The sequence below is a fragment of the Fortiea sp. LEGE XX443 genome (assembly GCF_015206815.1).
In the GTDB taxonomy this organism is placed as follows: Bacteria; Cyanobacteriota; Cyanobacteriia; order Cyanobacteriales; family Nostocaceae; genus Nostoc_B.
In genome coordinates this window covers 1-13,255 of sequence record NZ_JADEXZ010000055.1, presented here as the reverse complement: position 1 = coordinate 13,255, position 13,255 = coordinate 1, and the positions used below count along the sequence as shown (strand labels likewise).

Annotated in this window: 12 protein-coding genes and 1 pseudogene; 5 read left to right on the top strand and 8 right to left on the bottom strand. The window is 38.0% G+C overall.

Annotated elements, in window-relative coordinates; all coding sequences use genetic code 11:
- Positions 1-7 precede the first annotated feature (7 nt).
- The 7 genes from IQ259_RS18940 to IQ259_RS18910 form a co-directional block, all read right to left on the bottom strand.
- Complete coding sequence (locus IQ259_RS18940; protein WP_193887549.1) at positions 8-2,521, bottom strand: glycosyltransferase family 1 protein; 2,514 nt, start codon at positions 2,519-2,521, stop codon at positions 8-10.
- A 63-nt stretch (positions 2,522-2,584) separates the two neighbouring features.
- Entirely contained in the window at positions 2,585-4,315 is a 1,731-nt protein-coding gene (locus IQ259_RS18935; protein WP_193887548.1) for a glycosyltransferase family 2 protein, read from the bottom strand.
- 178 nt (positions 4,316-4,493) lie between these two features.
- Positions 4,494-5,501, bottom strand: a complete 1,008-nt coding sequence (locus tag IQ259_RS18930; RefSeq protein ID WP_193887547.1) for a sulfotransferase domain-containing protein — start codon at positions 5,499-5,501, stop codon at positions 4,494-4,496.
- A gap of 73 nt (positions 5,502-5,574) precedes the next feature.
- Positions 5,575-6,309 (bottom strand): ABC transporter ATP-binding protein, encoded by a 735-nt coding sequence (locus IQ259_RS18925; protein WP_193887546.1) that lies wholly within the window; start codon positions 6,307-6,309, stop codon positions 5,575-5,577.
- Positions 6,310-6,313: 4 nt separating this feature from the next.
- Positions 6,314-7,120: an ABC transporter permease gene (locus tag IQ259_RS18920; protein ID WP_193887545.1), complete on the bottom strand. Its 807-nt coding sequence runs from the start codon at positions 7,118-7,120 to the stop codon at positions 6,314-6,316.
- 243 nt (positions 7,121-7,363) lie between these two features.
- On the bottom strand, positions 7,364-8,098 hold the full coding sequence (locus IQ259_RS18915) for a Uma2 family endonuclease (RefSeq protein WP_193887544.1): 735 nt from the start codon (positions 8,096-8,098) through the stop codon (positions 7,364-7,366).
- Between the two features lie 10 nt (positions 8,099-8,108).
- Positions 8,109-8,858, bottom strand: coding sequence for a Uma2 family endonuclease (locus IQ259_RS18910; RefSeq protein WP_193887543.1), 750 nt, complete (start codon positions 8,856-8,858; stop codon positions 8,109-8,111).
- A 116-nt stretch (positions 8,859-8,974) separates the two neighbouring features.
- On the opposite strand from IQ259_RS18910, the gene IQ259_RS18905 reads away from it, so the two are divergent.
- From IQ259_RS18905 to IQ259_RS18885, 5 genes and pseudogenes are all read left to right on the top strand, one after another.
- On the top strand, positions 8,975-9,166 hold the full coding sequence (locus tag IQ259_RS18905; protein ID WP_193887542.1) for a DUF2862 domain-containing protein: 192 nt from the start codon (positions 8,975-8,977) through the stop codon (positions 9,164-9,166).
- An 86-nt stretch (positions 9,167-9,252) separates the two neighbouring features.
- Positions 9,253-10,353, top strand: coding sequence for an ArsA family ATPase (locus IQ259_RS18900; RefSeq protein ID WP_193887575.1), 1,101 nt, complete (start codon positions 9,253-9,255; stop codon positions 10,351-10,353).
- A gap of 71 nt (positions 10,354-10,424) precedes the next feature.
- Positions 10,425-11,474 carry a chlorophyll synthase ChlG gene (gene chlG, locus IQ259_RS18895; RefSeq protein ID WP_193887541.1) on the top strand — a complete coding sequence of 350 codons (1,050 nt, stop codon included), beginning with the start codon at positions 10,425-10,427 and terminating at the stop codon, positions 11,472-11,474.
- A gap of 52 nt (positions 11,475-11,526) precedes the next feature.
- Positions 11,527-11,631, top strand: a pseudogene (locus IQ259_RS18890) (SDR family oxidoreductase); the annotation flags it as partial.
- Between the two features lie 135 nt (positions 11,632-11,766).
- Positions 11,767-12,054 (top strand): hypothetical protein, encoded by a 288-nt coding sequence (locus IQ259_RS18885; RefSeq protein WP_193887540.1) that lies wholly within the window; start codon positions 11,767-11,769, stop codon positions 12,052-12,054.
- 45 nt (positions 12,055-12,099) lie between these two features.
- On the opposite strand, the gene IQ259_RS18880 is transcribed toward IQ259_RS18885, so the two are convergent.
- Positions 12,100-13,059 (bottom strand): alcohol dehydrogenase catalytic domain-containing protein, encoded by a 960-nt coding sequence (locus IQ259_RS18880; protein WP_193887539.1) that lies wholly within the window; start codon positions 13,057-13,059, stop codon positions 12,100-12,102.
- Between the last annotated feature and the right edge of the window lie 196 nt (positions 13,060-13,255).

The window sequence follows — 13,255 nt, the reverse complement described above, 5'->3', positions numbered from 1 at the left end:
AAAATTTTTAAGAATCAGTTTTTAGTCCAACATGTCTCTTTACACGAAACCAAGCAGTTCTTAACTTCCAAAATTTGCTACTTTGCATTGCTGCAATTGTCGCTTTAGCCTGTTCGATTTGAATCTCAATATTCTGATTTTTATCTATGTTTGGCTCAAACATCTCGACTGGTAAGCCAATTGACTTTTTTAATCTGAACCAAGTAGTTCTTAACTTCCAAAACTTGCTGGTTTCCATAGCAGATATCAATTCTAGGAAATTTTTTAGCTGTGCTGGAACTGGACTGACTAGTTGTGAGTTTATATTTTTATCTGGTTGAGATTGTAATTTTTGCAGTTCTCCTTGTATCTTACGAAATTCTGCCCAGATTTTACCAACAGGTACAGTGTTTTCATTTTTGGCTGTTTTCACAGTTTGTATCAAAACTTCGGCAACAGTTTCTGCCATTTTTGACCAAGAAAACTTCTTTGCTTGCTCTAAGCCAGCAGCAATTAATGAGTTCCTGGTGTCAGCATTTTGTATTTTAGATAATGCACCTGACAGTTCATCTACATTGTATTCATCAACATAAATGGCTGCGTCTCCAGCAACTTCAGGAATCGATGAATTGTGACAAGTAATTACTGGACACCCGCAAGCCATAGCTTCTACAATTGGCAGCCCAAATCCTTCATATAAAGAAGGATACACTAAAGCGATCGCTCCTGAATAAGCTGTTTTTAAGTCAGTGTCATTAAGATGAAGTATATAAGTATAATTTGCCGAAACTAAAGCTGCTATTTCTGGTTCTAGCTCTGGACGACCACCAATACAAACTATAGCTAAATCATTTTTATTAGGTAGTTGATAAAATGCTCTAAAAAACTGAATGATATTTTTATAATTATTCAAACCAAGCCTTTCACCCACAACTATGAAATAAGGCTTACAAATATTATTGATTGCTTTGAATTTACTAATTTCTTCAGCAGTTGCTGGGGCAAAGATTTTGTCTAATCCACAATAAGCTACTGTAACTAAATCTGGTGAAATTTCAGGGAAAAATTTAACTAAATCACGAGCCGTATTTTGAGAAATTGTTATATATCTACTAGCGTGTAAAATGCCGTAGTGTTTTTCTTTCCATCCAGCATCATTGATATTCACATAACCAAGTACCTCTGGAATCATGTCATATCCCATGAATACAGATGGGGTGAATATAGGTGTTGTGTAATAGGTTGAGATAAATAAATCAGCGCCTTCCTGCTCGCAGATTTTTTGTAGTCTTTGGCTATCAGCACCTGTTTCATTATATTTATACTCTGAGGTGGAGTGATAGCGAATACCACGGATTTTCGGTGCTGTTCCTGCTCGATCAATAACAATAATATGTTTGCTAAAGCCGCTTTTTACCCACTCTTCAAGCAGCGATCGCCACACTCTAGCAATACCTGTATTGAACATCTGAAAAAATACCCCATCAACTGCAATTTTTGGGTATATTTTTTCAATTTTAGCTGAAGCTTTTTGTACATCTTCTGATGATAGAAAATACCATGTATTACTGAGAGAATCTTTTTGAGCGATCGGTATTACACTGCATGATTCAGCAATATCTACCATTGTTTCATCTTTAACCCAAGGAAAATAATCCCGCAGAAACAATGGAAACTGCTCTTGTTTTTGCAAGGCTATCCACTGCAATTCAGCATTTTTATAGCCGTAATATATTTCCTTAAATTGCAATTGTTGGGGAGTTACATAAGCATAATGATGAAATACTAGCCCATGTTTTTCTGTTTCTTCATGCAGAAAAGGGTTGATTTGAGCAATATCTTGTTGTTGATGATTTTTAAAATTTTCAACTAATCTAGGAGGTTCGTGCGCAGCCCAGACATATCCAGGCTTATATCTCCAAGTTCTTAGCCATTCTTGTTGAGGATTTTGACTGTAGCAATTACGACTACTAACAACAATTTTTTCGCCTACAAAATACCAACACCAGTAAAATGCTGCTGTCTTTTCTGGATGCTCAATGAACATTTTTCTAACTGTGCATATTTGCTCCAGCGTCCACAATTCATCAACATCTACCTGCCATAATAAACACTCTTCTTGAATATTCTCAAGAGGAGCGTTAACCATTTCTCGTTTGCCATCCCAAAATATGCCTTTGGGTTTACGATAAATAGTGATGTTTTCTGGATACTGTTTTGATATGTTATCTAAATACTCTGTTGTGCCGTCGTTGCTAAGTCCTTGTTCGTGAATCGTGTCAATAATTTGTCCACCTAATGCTAAACTCCATGCAGTGTCATGTTGCAGATTGGCTACACCTTCAACAATATGCCAGTGCCATTTGCATGATAGTTGTTTAAAAACTTCAATATGGTAACGGATGAAAGGTTCACCGTTTAAAATAATTGTAAAGAAATGAATAGGCAACGCAGACAATATATTATGTGATTCATCCCTTTTGAGTTTAGGAACAATTAAGGAATTAACTTGTGAATCACTAGAGGCATTACTACTATACATTTTTATTATCTTAATTAAAATGTGAAGTCAAGAAATTATTTATATTAAACCACTTCCTGATCTTTAAAATTTACCTTGAGGAAAACTGACAATTTTCTCATAGTTTAAAGCATTAAAGAAACGTTCAGACAAGAAAGGAGACGAAAAGGTTTCATTGATTAAATCTTTACGTACATAAAAACCATTAGCGGAATACAATCCACAACCCACTAAAACCATATCTTTACTTCTCGCTAGTTTTTCCAGTGAAGCTATAGAAGCACCAAAAAATTTACTTCCAGCTACCCAACGGTAGTTAGGATTGTAGGGCATAATCCATTCTTCTGGCGGTGGATAGCAATGGTTATGCTCTAAACATACTACCCTTGGTTGTATAACAGAAATCGCATCGTAAACATGATAATCATTACTGTCAATATCTACCGACAGAAAATCAATTTCTCCGCTAATACCCGCACTTTCTATTAAATTATTAATGTTTTCTGCTGTAACAATTGCTTCGATAAACTTCAACCGACCTTCATTAATTGCATTTTTTTGATTGTATCGAATTGCTTGAGCATATTCGGGTAATGATTCTATCCATAATCCTGTCCATCCATTTTCTAAGAGATAACGGCTATTATTTTCTTCTCCTGTTTCTGCTCCAAACTCTACGAAAATTTTTGATTTTACGCCAATTCTATTAAATATTTCTTCTATAATACCGTCTTCATCTGATTGAGAATAAATTTTAAATCCAAAATGTTCTAGTCGTTGAAGATCATCACCTGCACGTAATTGTCTATCCCTCTTTATTCGTTCTCTTATTTCATTTTGCGGATTGCTTGGTGTTACTAGTTCATTAGATGTTAAACCAAAAATTTTCTTTAGTTTAAACCAAGCTGTTCGGAGTTTCCAAAATTTACTGCTTTCCATTGCTTGTATTTCGGATTGGTATTTATATAGTTGCGCTTGTAACTGATTTATTTTTTGCTCTAAAGTATCACTTTGATTGTTTGCTATTTCTGTTCTGTTTAATCCCCAATGTCCATTAGGCTTAATCAATATTTGTTGATATTTATTAATTCGGCGTTTTAACCAATATTCACTTTGGTAAATTTCTCTATTATTTTGAACTTCAAACATTTCTGTTAAAACATTTTCCAGATTATTTATATTACAGGAAATGCCTTCTGAATTATAGGAAGCAATCACCCGATCATAATATCCTAATTGCTCTTTGTTTTTAGCCGTAAATTCAGCAAGTTTAACAAACCATTCATAATCAGATGCTGTTTTATATTTTTCACTAAATAGACCAACCTTTGTATTTTGAAATAAGCTAGACTGAGCAAAACTAGCTTGATGTGGTAAACATCCACAAATCAGTTCTTCTAATATGTAGTTAGGTTTCGGTGGCTTATGAATGTAAGGAGAATTATTTGTGCTAGATCGAACTTCGATATTTCCATAAATAAATTCATATTTATGATTTTTCTTTATGAAACTTGCAACATCATCTATAACATTTTCATCTATTAAATAGTCATCTGCGCCCAGAAAATATATAAAATCTCCAGAAGCAAGATTTATACCTTTATTCATTGCTGCATAAATTCCGTTATCTGGTTCAGTAACAAATTTACTAATATAGTTGGAATTTTGCGAAACTATATCTTTTGTTCTATCCTGAGAATCGCCATCAATAATGATATATTCAATATTTTCGTAAGTCTGACAAGCTACGGATTTAATAGCTTTTTCGATATATTTATCTGCATTTTTACATACCGTGATGATTGATACTTTCATTAATTTATAACTCTTAGTTTGTTGTAATTCTGAAAAAAGAATACTATAAACTGAAACAAAATATTGATTTAAGTTACAAGCAATTTGATTATTACAATTATTAATTATAAACTCCTTTTATTTTCATGATTTATGGGCAAAGATATCATGACAAGAGTTGGAAACAAATTTTCATACTTTAATTACTAATCCAACCAATAGTTTCCTTTAATTTGAACCATTGTGTTCGCAACTTCCAAAATTTGCTAGATTTTACTCCTTCAAGTTCTGCTTGAAGCTGTTGTACTTGCCACTTTGTTCCGTTAAGTTCTACTTGAGTTTGTTGCATTTGTGTTTTACTTTTCTCCAACGCGGCTTGACTTTTCTCCAACGCGGCTTGGTTTTGTTGTAATAGCAATTGATACTGCTGTAAATCTGCTAATACAGCTTTCTTTTTATCTATTAATTTCAAAATTTGCTCTGAAAATAAGTTCATAACAAAAGATTCTGAAATATCACTGAAGTCTGTCTGCGAATTTAGTGGCTTGTATCCTAAATTCTCCATAAGGTGAGAATGTTTGTTCCAAAATAACTGTTCAATAAGTTGTGTCCAATGTATATCTGGATTCCAGTCTTTATTTCCTCTTCTAAAGAATGATGGTTCGAGTTCATTTAACTTATCAAAAGGATTCTCCCATTGTTTAGTTGGATTTTCAATCGAAATAAAATTAGATATTTTTTTTATTTCTAATTCGGAATTATTTAATAAGTCTTCGTATCTAATTACTAAAGTGCTATTTCGATGAAAAGGATTCCATTTAAAAAAATGACTAGACCAATCACCGAAAATATCATCGCCTAAAATCAACTCTAAAAGGCTGCTATCAGATTGTCTAAAATTTTTAACGTAGTAAAAATACGATAATGTAGCCATTCTTCCATCACGGACGACATAAATACAAGGTTGGTTATCTGATGGGGCTAAATGAGTTTTTACAAAAAAAATTTTATTAGAAGAAGAGGCCTTTTCATAAAACTCTTCCCAGCTATTTTCGTATTCTACATGTCCAGTAATTTCTCCTACTTGTCCAGAATGTTCCTTTTCATGATTAAAAATAGAGTAGGTTTTAAATCCAAAATTTTGGTATATTATGGTTCTTAAAAATGTATTTCCACTGCGAGGATAAGAAGCTAACCAAACAATCATAATATTTTATTGCTATTTAATAAAGTTTAGTTTTCTAGATACTTACTAATATAATTACTATTGAATTTAATGTTTAATGTAATCCTTTTAAATAACAATCCACTGTTTCGGTTGGATTTCCCATAAATCTTAATTTTCCCTTGTCAAGCCAAATAACTCTTTTACAAGATTGCTGCACAAATTTCAAATCGTGAGAAACTACCAGAACTGTAGCGTTATTATCCCAGAATCTATCAATTCTTTGTTTACATTTGTTCTTAAAACTCTCATCTCCAACGGATAAAACCTCATCCAAAATTAAAATATCTGGTTGTACATCTGTGGCGATCGCAAATCCTAATCTAGCTATCATACCTGATGATAAACCCTTCACAGGAACTAACGCATAGTCTTGCAGTTCCGCGAACTCTAAAATTGTATGTGCTTGTGCTTTCATTTCGATTCTAGAAAAACCAAGCAATACCCCATAAAAAATTATATTATCCATTACAGAAATGTCTGGATCAAATCCTGCGCCTAGTTCAATTAAAGGTGCAATTCTACCTCGCACTCTCAAAGAACCGCTGGTTGGACGAAGAATACCAGAAATTATTTTTAAAAGAGTTGATTTACCAGAGCCATTTGCACCGATAATACCTATTTTTTCTCCTTTCTCTACTACTAAATCGATTTTGTCTAACACCAATTTTTTTGCTGGCTCGCGATATTTTCCCTCCAAAATCGATAAAAGAGTTTTCTTTAAGTCATAGGAAAATTCTTCTTGTGTACGTCGCCACAGTGAAATTTGATCTAGACGAATTACTTCCATTTACTTACAGCAAGTCCATAAATTGATGCCGCCACAACTGAAAACAAGTCCACCCCAGTACAAAAATAATTACACTACTGAGTATGGTACTTAATAACAAACTTAAATCTGGTGGATTTGATGATAATGTAATTTGACGCAGACTTTCAATAATTGGTGATAAGGGATTCAAACCTAAAAAAGGCTTTACTTGTTTTGGGACGATCGCAGCTGGATAAAAAACTGGACTACTCAACCAAAGCACAAATATAACTAACTCATAAAAATAAGGTAAATCTCGAAAAAATACGTATAAAGCACTAACAAAAAATCCGACACCACTACAAACTAAAATCAGTGACAAAAACGGAAATATGAGTGCGAATACGTTAAGTAGACTTTTAGAATTAACCAAAGTCATCACTACTAGTAAAGGTAACGCCCCGACCGTAAACTGAAATACATTGGCAGTAATCATAGATACGGGAAAAATGCTGATTGGTAAACGAATTTTATTCAACAAAGCACCGTTTCCCACAACACTAGCCAAGGCTTGAGATGTCGATGCTGAAAAAAAGTTGACTATAACCAGTCCTGTAAATGCTGCCAAAACATAGTTGATTATTGAATTACCATAATAAGATGCAAAAGCAGCTCCAAAAATAGCCGTATACAATCCTGTCATAATCAGCGGGTTCAATAGCGACCAATACACTCCCAGGAAAGAACCTCGATAGCGGACTTTCAGATTCCGCTGCACCAAGACATAGATCAATTCCCAGTAGCGTTGCGCTTGTAACCACTTTGCATCATCTTTCAATAAAATTGTCATCCTCAAAAGCCACCACACACTATGGGCGAGTTATTCGCGCATTTTATACTATAAAAGGTACAAACCAACAATTAGCTGCATAATTTTAGTTGCTCATTGAAAACTTTTCAACAGTTTTGTAAACAAACCATTGCTACAAGAGTCATGTTGCAACTTCTAAAGATATATTACATCTGCAAGGCTGGCTAACTAATCAATTTGTTGCCATCGCTGCTGACGATATTAAAGGCAGTTGTGAAGAGCTTAACTCAAATTATCTGGGTCAATGCCTTGCGATCGCAAATACTCTGCCAGTCTATCAGCCCGTTGACGCTCTTGTCGGGCTTGCTCTTTCAGTGTTGGTATCCAACCTCTGGTGTCATACCAGCGTAACCATAACCCAGTTGTCTGCTGATAAGTTCCCTGCCAAAGACCTAAACCTAATTCTATTTCTTCTAACCAAAATCGCTGATCTGGTAAAGCTATTGCTTCATAACGAGTGCCATTAAGTCGAAAAGCCCGCAAATTATTTTCGTAGCGGTCATAGACAACATAATAGGGAACACGCAAAATACGTTCATAAACTTCCCATTTTGTTGGGGGCTTGTTTACTTCACGTAGTGTTTGCCCCAAGTCTTCTTGTTCTGTACCTGGTGAAAGTAATTCCACTACTAAAAATGGCACAACTCCCTCTTGCCAGATGACGTAACTTAAACGCAAGTCTTGTTGTTGAGTAGCCCCGGTTACGCCCAAAACCATATACCAGTCAGGACGTTTATACCACAGTGTATGGCGGGGGTCATAATAAAGGTTTAAGTCACTAGCAAGTAAAATTTCTGCCGATGAATAGTTAGGAGGTTGACAAGTTTCAGTGAGTAAATCTGCTTGAATACAATGAAATTCATCTGGCAACCCTGATTCCCCTATCAATTCACTGGGTAAATCATACATTGTCGGCATGGTTTCTTGTGGTGGGCGGGGTGGATCAGTTTGATACATAGCTGCTACCTCAACTCATACTATCTGGGTCAAGACCTAGAGAACGCAAATATTCTGCCAACCGTTGCGATCGCTCCTGTTCTTGTTGCAATCTTAATTCAGCATCAGACAACTGTTGCTGTACCTCAACTACCTGTTGTTGGGCTGCAATTGCTGACTGTTGTGAGGACAAAGCCGCTTCTTCTGGTGTTGGTACTAAGTCACCTTCAGGAGTGAAGTAACGAAGTTTACCATTTTCTACACCTAAATATAGACCAAGTACCTCACTCCAACACCAGCCACGAGCATCAGGTGTGATTTGTTGATACTTATTGCCTATCAACTCAAAACCAGCAAATTCCAAACTTTCTGGTGAAAACCAAAAATATTCAGGTGTATGAAATCTGTTTTCATACAGACTTTTCTTTAAATTCCGATCAATGTTAGCCGTACTTTCTGAAAGTAGTTCAATAATCAAATCTGGATAACGACCATCTTCTTCCCAAACTACCCAAGAATTACGAGGGCGCTTTTCAGTATCCTTCACTAAAAAAAAGTCTGGGCCACGAAAATCTCGATTCCGTAACTGTTGACGGCTAAAGTATATTGTCAGGTTTGCGCCAATGAAATAGTCATTTTGATCACGCCACAGCCATTCTAAGCAAGTTACTAAAAGCAATAACTGCATATAATGCAACGAAGTTTCCATTTCCGGCTCATCACTCAAAAGTCGAGTTGCATCGGGCATTTGTTGTTCTAGCTGTTGTGCTGTGACAAACATGGTTCTATACCTGATTGCGTGTTGATTTAATTTTAATTTGGAGTGGAACGAAGTGATAGATGAGTACCGGATTCCGCTAAACTGAGACTTGGTTTATTGCATTGTAATCAGGCAGCATGGAAATCGGACAGAAGGTTAAGGTGTTTCGTCTACGCGATCGCGTATCTAACTCAATCGCTCAAAAACTAGGCAAAATAGGTATTATTGAAGGTTATAAAGTTACTGATGGTTGTGGCATTGGCGTAGTCGTGAAGTTCGACGATAACACTGCCACTTGGTTTTTTGAAGATGAAATCAAACTAGTGTAGTAAGGCTCACTCAAGGTGGAAGCTAAGAGTATTTGCCTAGTGCTAAGTTGGAATGGAAAACATCGGCGGTAATTGGAAATCAAGAAATGTCCCTAATATTGACATTTTTGGGCGAAAGCGGCATTGCTCGCAGCAAAATTGCGATCGCCGCTGCTAAACTACTGGCAAGCCAAGGCAAGCGTGTACTACTAGCAGGACTGGCAGAACCAGTTTTACCCATCTTGTTAGAGCAAACACTGACTCCCGACCCCCAAGAAATTGCTCCCAATTTGCAAGCAGTACAGTTGCAAGCATCTGTGCTGCTAGAACGCAACTGGGAAGAAGCGAAAAAACTTGAGGCGCAATACCTCCGCACGCCCATTTTTAAAGAAGTTTATGGTCAAGAACTGGTAGCATTACCAGGAATGGACAGCGCCCTCGCCTTAAATGCTATCCGCGAATATGATGCCAGTGGCAAATATGACGCAATTATTTACGATGGCACAGGCGACTCTTACACTCTGCGGCTGTTGGGTTTGCCCGAATCTCTGAGTTGGTATGTCCGGCGATTTCGTCAGTTATTTGTCAATTCCGATTTAGGCAAGACAATTACAGAATCGCCCTTAATTCAACCTTTGATTACTAGTTTTTTCAACGTCAACTGGACAGAAAATAACTTTGCTCAACCGACTAACCAAGTCAACGATTTCTTAGACAAGGGAAAAGCTGCTTTAGCTGACCCCAATAGAGTTGCAGCCTTTTTAGTAACCACCTCTCACCCAATTGAAGTAGCAGTTGCTCGCTATTTGTGGGGTAGCGCCCAACAAGTTGGTCTAACAGTTGGTGGTGTAGTCCAAATTTCTGACCAGACTACAGTTAGTTTGACAGAGGAATTTTCACCTCTAAGTGTGAGTGTAGTTCCCAATGCTCCTCAAAATGACTGGCAACCGCTAATCGATGCTCTACCCAACTTTGTTGAGCAAGCACGTCAGGTTCCCATACCAATGGAAATCGATGTCCACAACCGCCAAGTACGCTTATTCTTACCTGGATTTGACAAAAAACAGGTGAAACTCACCCAAGTCGGGCCAGAGGTGACGGTAGAAGCCGGAGATCAACGACGTAACATCTTCCTCCCGCCAGCCTTAAGTGGTAGACCCGTAACGGGTGCAAAATTCCAAAATAACTATTTGATTATTTCTTTTTAAATCAGGATGAAGGATGAAGTTTGAACCATAAAATTTCATACTTCATACTTCATACTTCATACTTCATAATTATGTCTGAATCAACTCCCATACCCCCCAATTCCAACCCGGCTGAGGCAGTAGACTCAGCAATAGATAATTCTAGTGAAGCAGGAACAGTAGCCGCAAGCAATCGCACCGCCAAAACTCGCCAGCTACTAGGGATGAAAGGTGCAGCACCAGGAGAAACCTCTATTTGGAAAATCCGGCTACAACTGATGAAGCCAATCACCTGGATTCCCTTAATTTGGGGCGTAGTCTGCGGTGCGGCTTCTTCGGGTAACTATACCTGGACACTAGAAAATGTCTTGAAAGCCGCAGCTTGTATGTTACTGTCCGGGCCGTTGCTGGCTGGTTATACCCAGACAATGAATGATTTTTATGACCGCGAAATTGATGCCATTAACGAACCTTACCGTCCGATTCCTTCTGGCGCAATTTCTGTACCCCAGGTAGTCACCCAAATTTTAATATTATTAGTCTCAGGCATTGGTTTAGCATTTGTGTTAGATGTCTGGGCTGGTCATGAATTTCCCAGCGTCGCAGTTCTAGCTATTTTCGGCTCGTTTATCTCCTACATCTACTCTGCTCCTCCCTTAAAACTCAAGCAAAACGGCTGGTTAGGCAACTATGCACTAGGCGCAAGTTATATTGCCTTACCTTGGTGGGCTGGTCATGCTTTGTTTGGTGAACTAAATTGGCAAGTTTTGATTCTCACCCTAATTTACAGTTTGGCCGGATTAGGGATTGCCATTGTTAACGACTTCAAGAGTGTCGAAGGCGATCGCCAATTAGGATTAAAATCATTACCAGTAATGTTTGGTGTCACCACCGCCGCTTGGATTTGTGTACTGATGATTGATGTATTTCAAGGATTGATGGCTGCTTATCTCGTCAGCATCCACGAGAACTTATACGCCGCCATATTAGTACTACTACTTATCCCGCAAATCACCTTCCAGGATATGTATTTTTTGCGTGACCCCTTGAAAAATGACGTGAAATATCAAGCCAGCGCTCAACCGTTCCTCGTTCTCGGAATGCTGGTTGTCGGTTTGGCATTAGGTCATGCTGGAGTTTAACAAGTGCTGAGTGCTGAGTTGGAGAAAATTCTTCTTTTGCCTCCTGCCCTCTGAAGAAGTCACGAGTCTTACGGCTTTTCTCTGTATGCCTACTGCATCCTACATCACAGGACAATGTATTGCTGTTGATGGAGGATTTCTCGCATTTGGTTTTTAAGCCAGCCGAAGGTCACGTTAAAATAAGCTAAATGACAGTACTTAAAGTAGATTGAATAATACTTAGGACTCAGAACTCAGCACTCCACACTGCGATAACATAACTTTTATCTGTTCACTTTTAACAGGACTGACAGTGTTAGAAGCAATTTTATTTCTTATTCAGGGAATTCAAAAGTTTTTAGTACCGATTTGTTTTGTCGGTGCATGGGGTTTGATGATTCTCGTTGCTTGGAGTTTGTGGACTGCTGCACGAGATAGCGTCAAGACAGCCCAGCAGATGCACCAAATTCCCTGTTCTGGCTGCCAATTTTTTACCGACAACTACCGCCTTAAATGTACTGTACATCCATCTGTCGCCAACACAGAAGAAGCGATCGACTGTACTGACTATCAACCCAAAACAAATCCTTATTTGTATTAGGGTATGGGGGTGTAAAAGATAATCGTGAAGTATAAATTTCACACTTCAGACTTCACTAACGTCCAATAATACCTTTAACACACCGCGACGCTGTGCTTCCGCAAAAGCCGCAAGACCTTCTGTAAGAGGATAGTGTGCTTGAATTAGAGGTTTCACATCTACTTTTTCTGCGGCTAAAAGTTCAAGTGCAGCCGGGAAAGGGCCACAACGAGAACCGATGAGAGTGATTTCGTCCACAACTAAAGAAGACACATCTAAGCTGAGATTGCCAGCGTAAGTACTTTTCAGCACTAGCGTACCACGGGGACGTAAAGCACGACGAGCGATCGCAAATCCTTCAGGATTACCAGTACAATCGACGGAAATATCAAAAGTTCTATCTCTAACCGCATCGACCAAACCAGTTTGAATCCCTCTAGCCTCTAAGTTCGCCAGTTTATCTCGATGACGACCAACAACTAAAAGTTCGCAACCAGTTAAAGCTAGTGTCTGTGCTATCAACTGTCCTAGCTTACCATCTCCCACAACTAACACCCGGTCATCTGCACACAAAGTCACCTGCTGCTGAATTTCCAACGCGGCTGCTAAAGGTTCAGTAAAAGTTGCCACATCTGTAGAAACATTCTCAGGTACAGGATGTAAGTTTTCTACGGGTAAACACAGATAATCTGCAAAAGCCCCGTGACGGTTGACAATACCCAAAACTGTGCGGTTTTCGCAGTGAGTTGGTTGTCCTCGGCGACAAAAACGACAATAGCCGCAGACAGCATTGATTTCTCCCACTACCCGCTTATTCAGCAAATTGTCTGACCCTTGTTCCACAACCCCCACAAATTCGTGTCCTAAAATACCAGTGTAAGGATAATAGCCTCTTTTTAACTCTAGGTCAGTATTACAAATCCCAGCACGTAAAACACGCACCAAAGCTTCTCCTGGCTGTGGTACTGGAACTGGAATATCTGTGCGTAGTTGCAGTTGATTATTTTCAAGCCAGAGTCCTTTCATCACTATTTCACTGGTATATACTGCTCTAACAGGTGAACAGTATAACAATTTTTTAGTAAGGATTCAGGTCTAATATTGAGGAAGTAAAGAAGGGCGAAACTGAGAATTATTAGAGTCAGCAATTAGAGCTTGTGCAAAAAAATCAACAACAGACTTACCTTGACGGCGACAAGTCTGCACCACCGTCAATAAATTG

Coding starts and splice junctions, on each gene's coding strand:
- IQ259_RS18940 (WP_193887549.1), bottom strand. CDS start 2,521: ATGTATAGTAGTAATGCCTCTAGTGATTCACAAGTTAATTCCTTAATT.
- IQ259_RS18935 (WP_193887548.1), bottom strand. CDS start 4,315: ATGAAAGTATCAATCATCACGGTATGTAAAAATGCAGATAAATATATC.
- IQ259_RS18930 (WP_193887547.1), bottom strand. CDS start 5,501: ATGATTGTTTGGTTAGCTTCTTATCCTCGCAGTGGAAATACATTTTTA.
- IQ259_RS18925 (WP_193887546.1), bottom strand. CDS start 6,309: ATGGAAGTAATTCGTCTAGATCAAATTTCACTGTGGCGACGTACACAA.
- IQ259_RS18920 (WP_193887545.1), bottom strand. CDS start 7,120: ATGACAATTTTATTGAAAGATGATGCAAAGTGGTTACAAGCGCAACGC.
- IQ259_RS18915 (WP_193887544.1), bottom strand. CDS start 8,098: ATGTATCAAACTGATCCACCCCGCCCACCACAAGAAACCATGCCGACA.
- IQ259_RS18910 (WP_193887543.1), bottom strand. CDS start 8,858: ATGTTTGTCACAGCACAACAGCTAGAACAACAAATGCCCGATGCAACT.
- IQ259_RS18905 (WP_193887542.1), top strand. CDS start 8,975: ATGGAAATCGGACAGAAGGTTAAGGTGTTTCGTCTACGCGATCGCGTA.
- IQ259_RS18900 (WP_193887575.1), top strand. CDS start 9,253: ATGTCCCTAATATTGACATTTTTGGGCGAAAGCGGCATTGCTCGCAGC.
- chlG (WP_193887541.1), top strand. CDS start 10,425: ATGTCTGAATCAACTCCCATACCCCCCAATTCCAACCCGGCTGAGGCA.
- IQ259_RS18880 (WP_193887539.1), bottom strand. CDS start 13,059: ATGAAAGGACTCTGGCTTGAAAATAATCAACTGCAACTACGCACAGAT.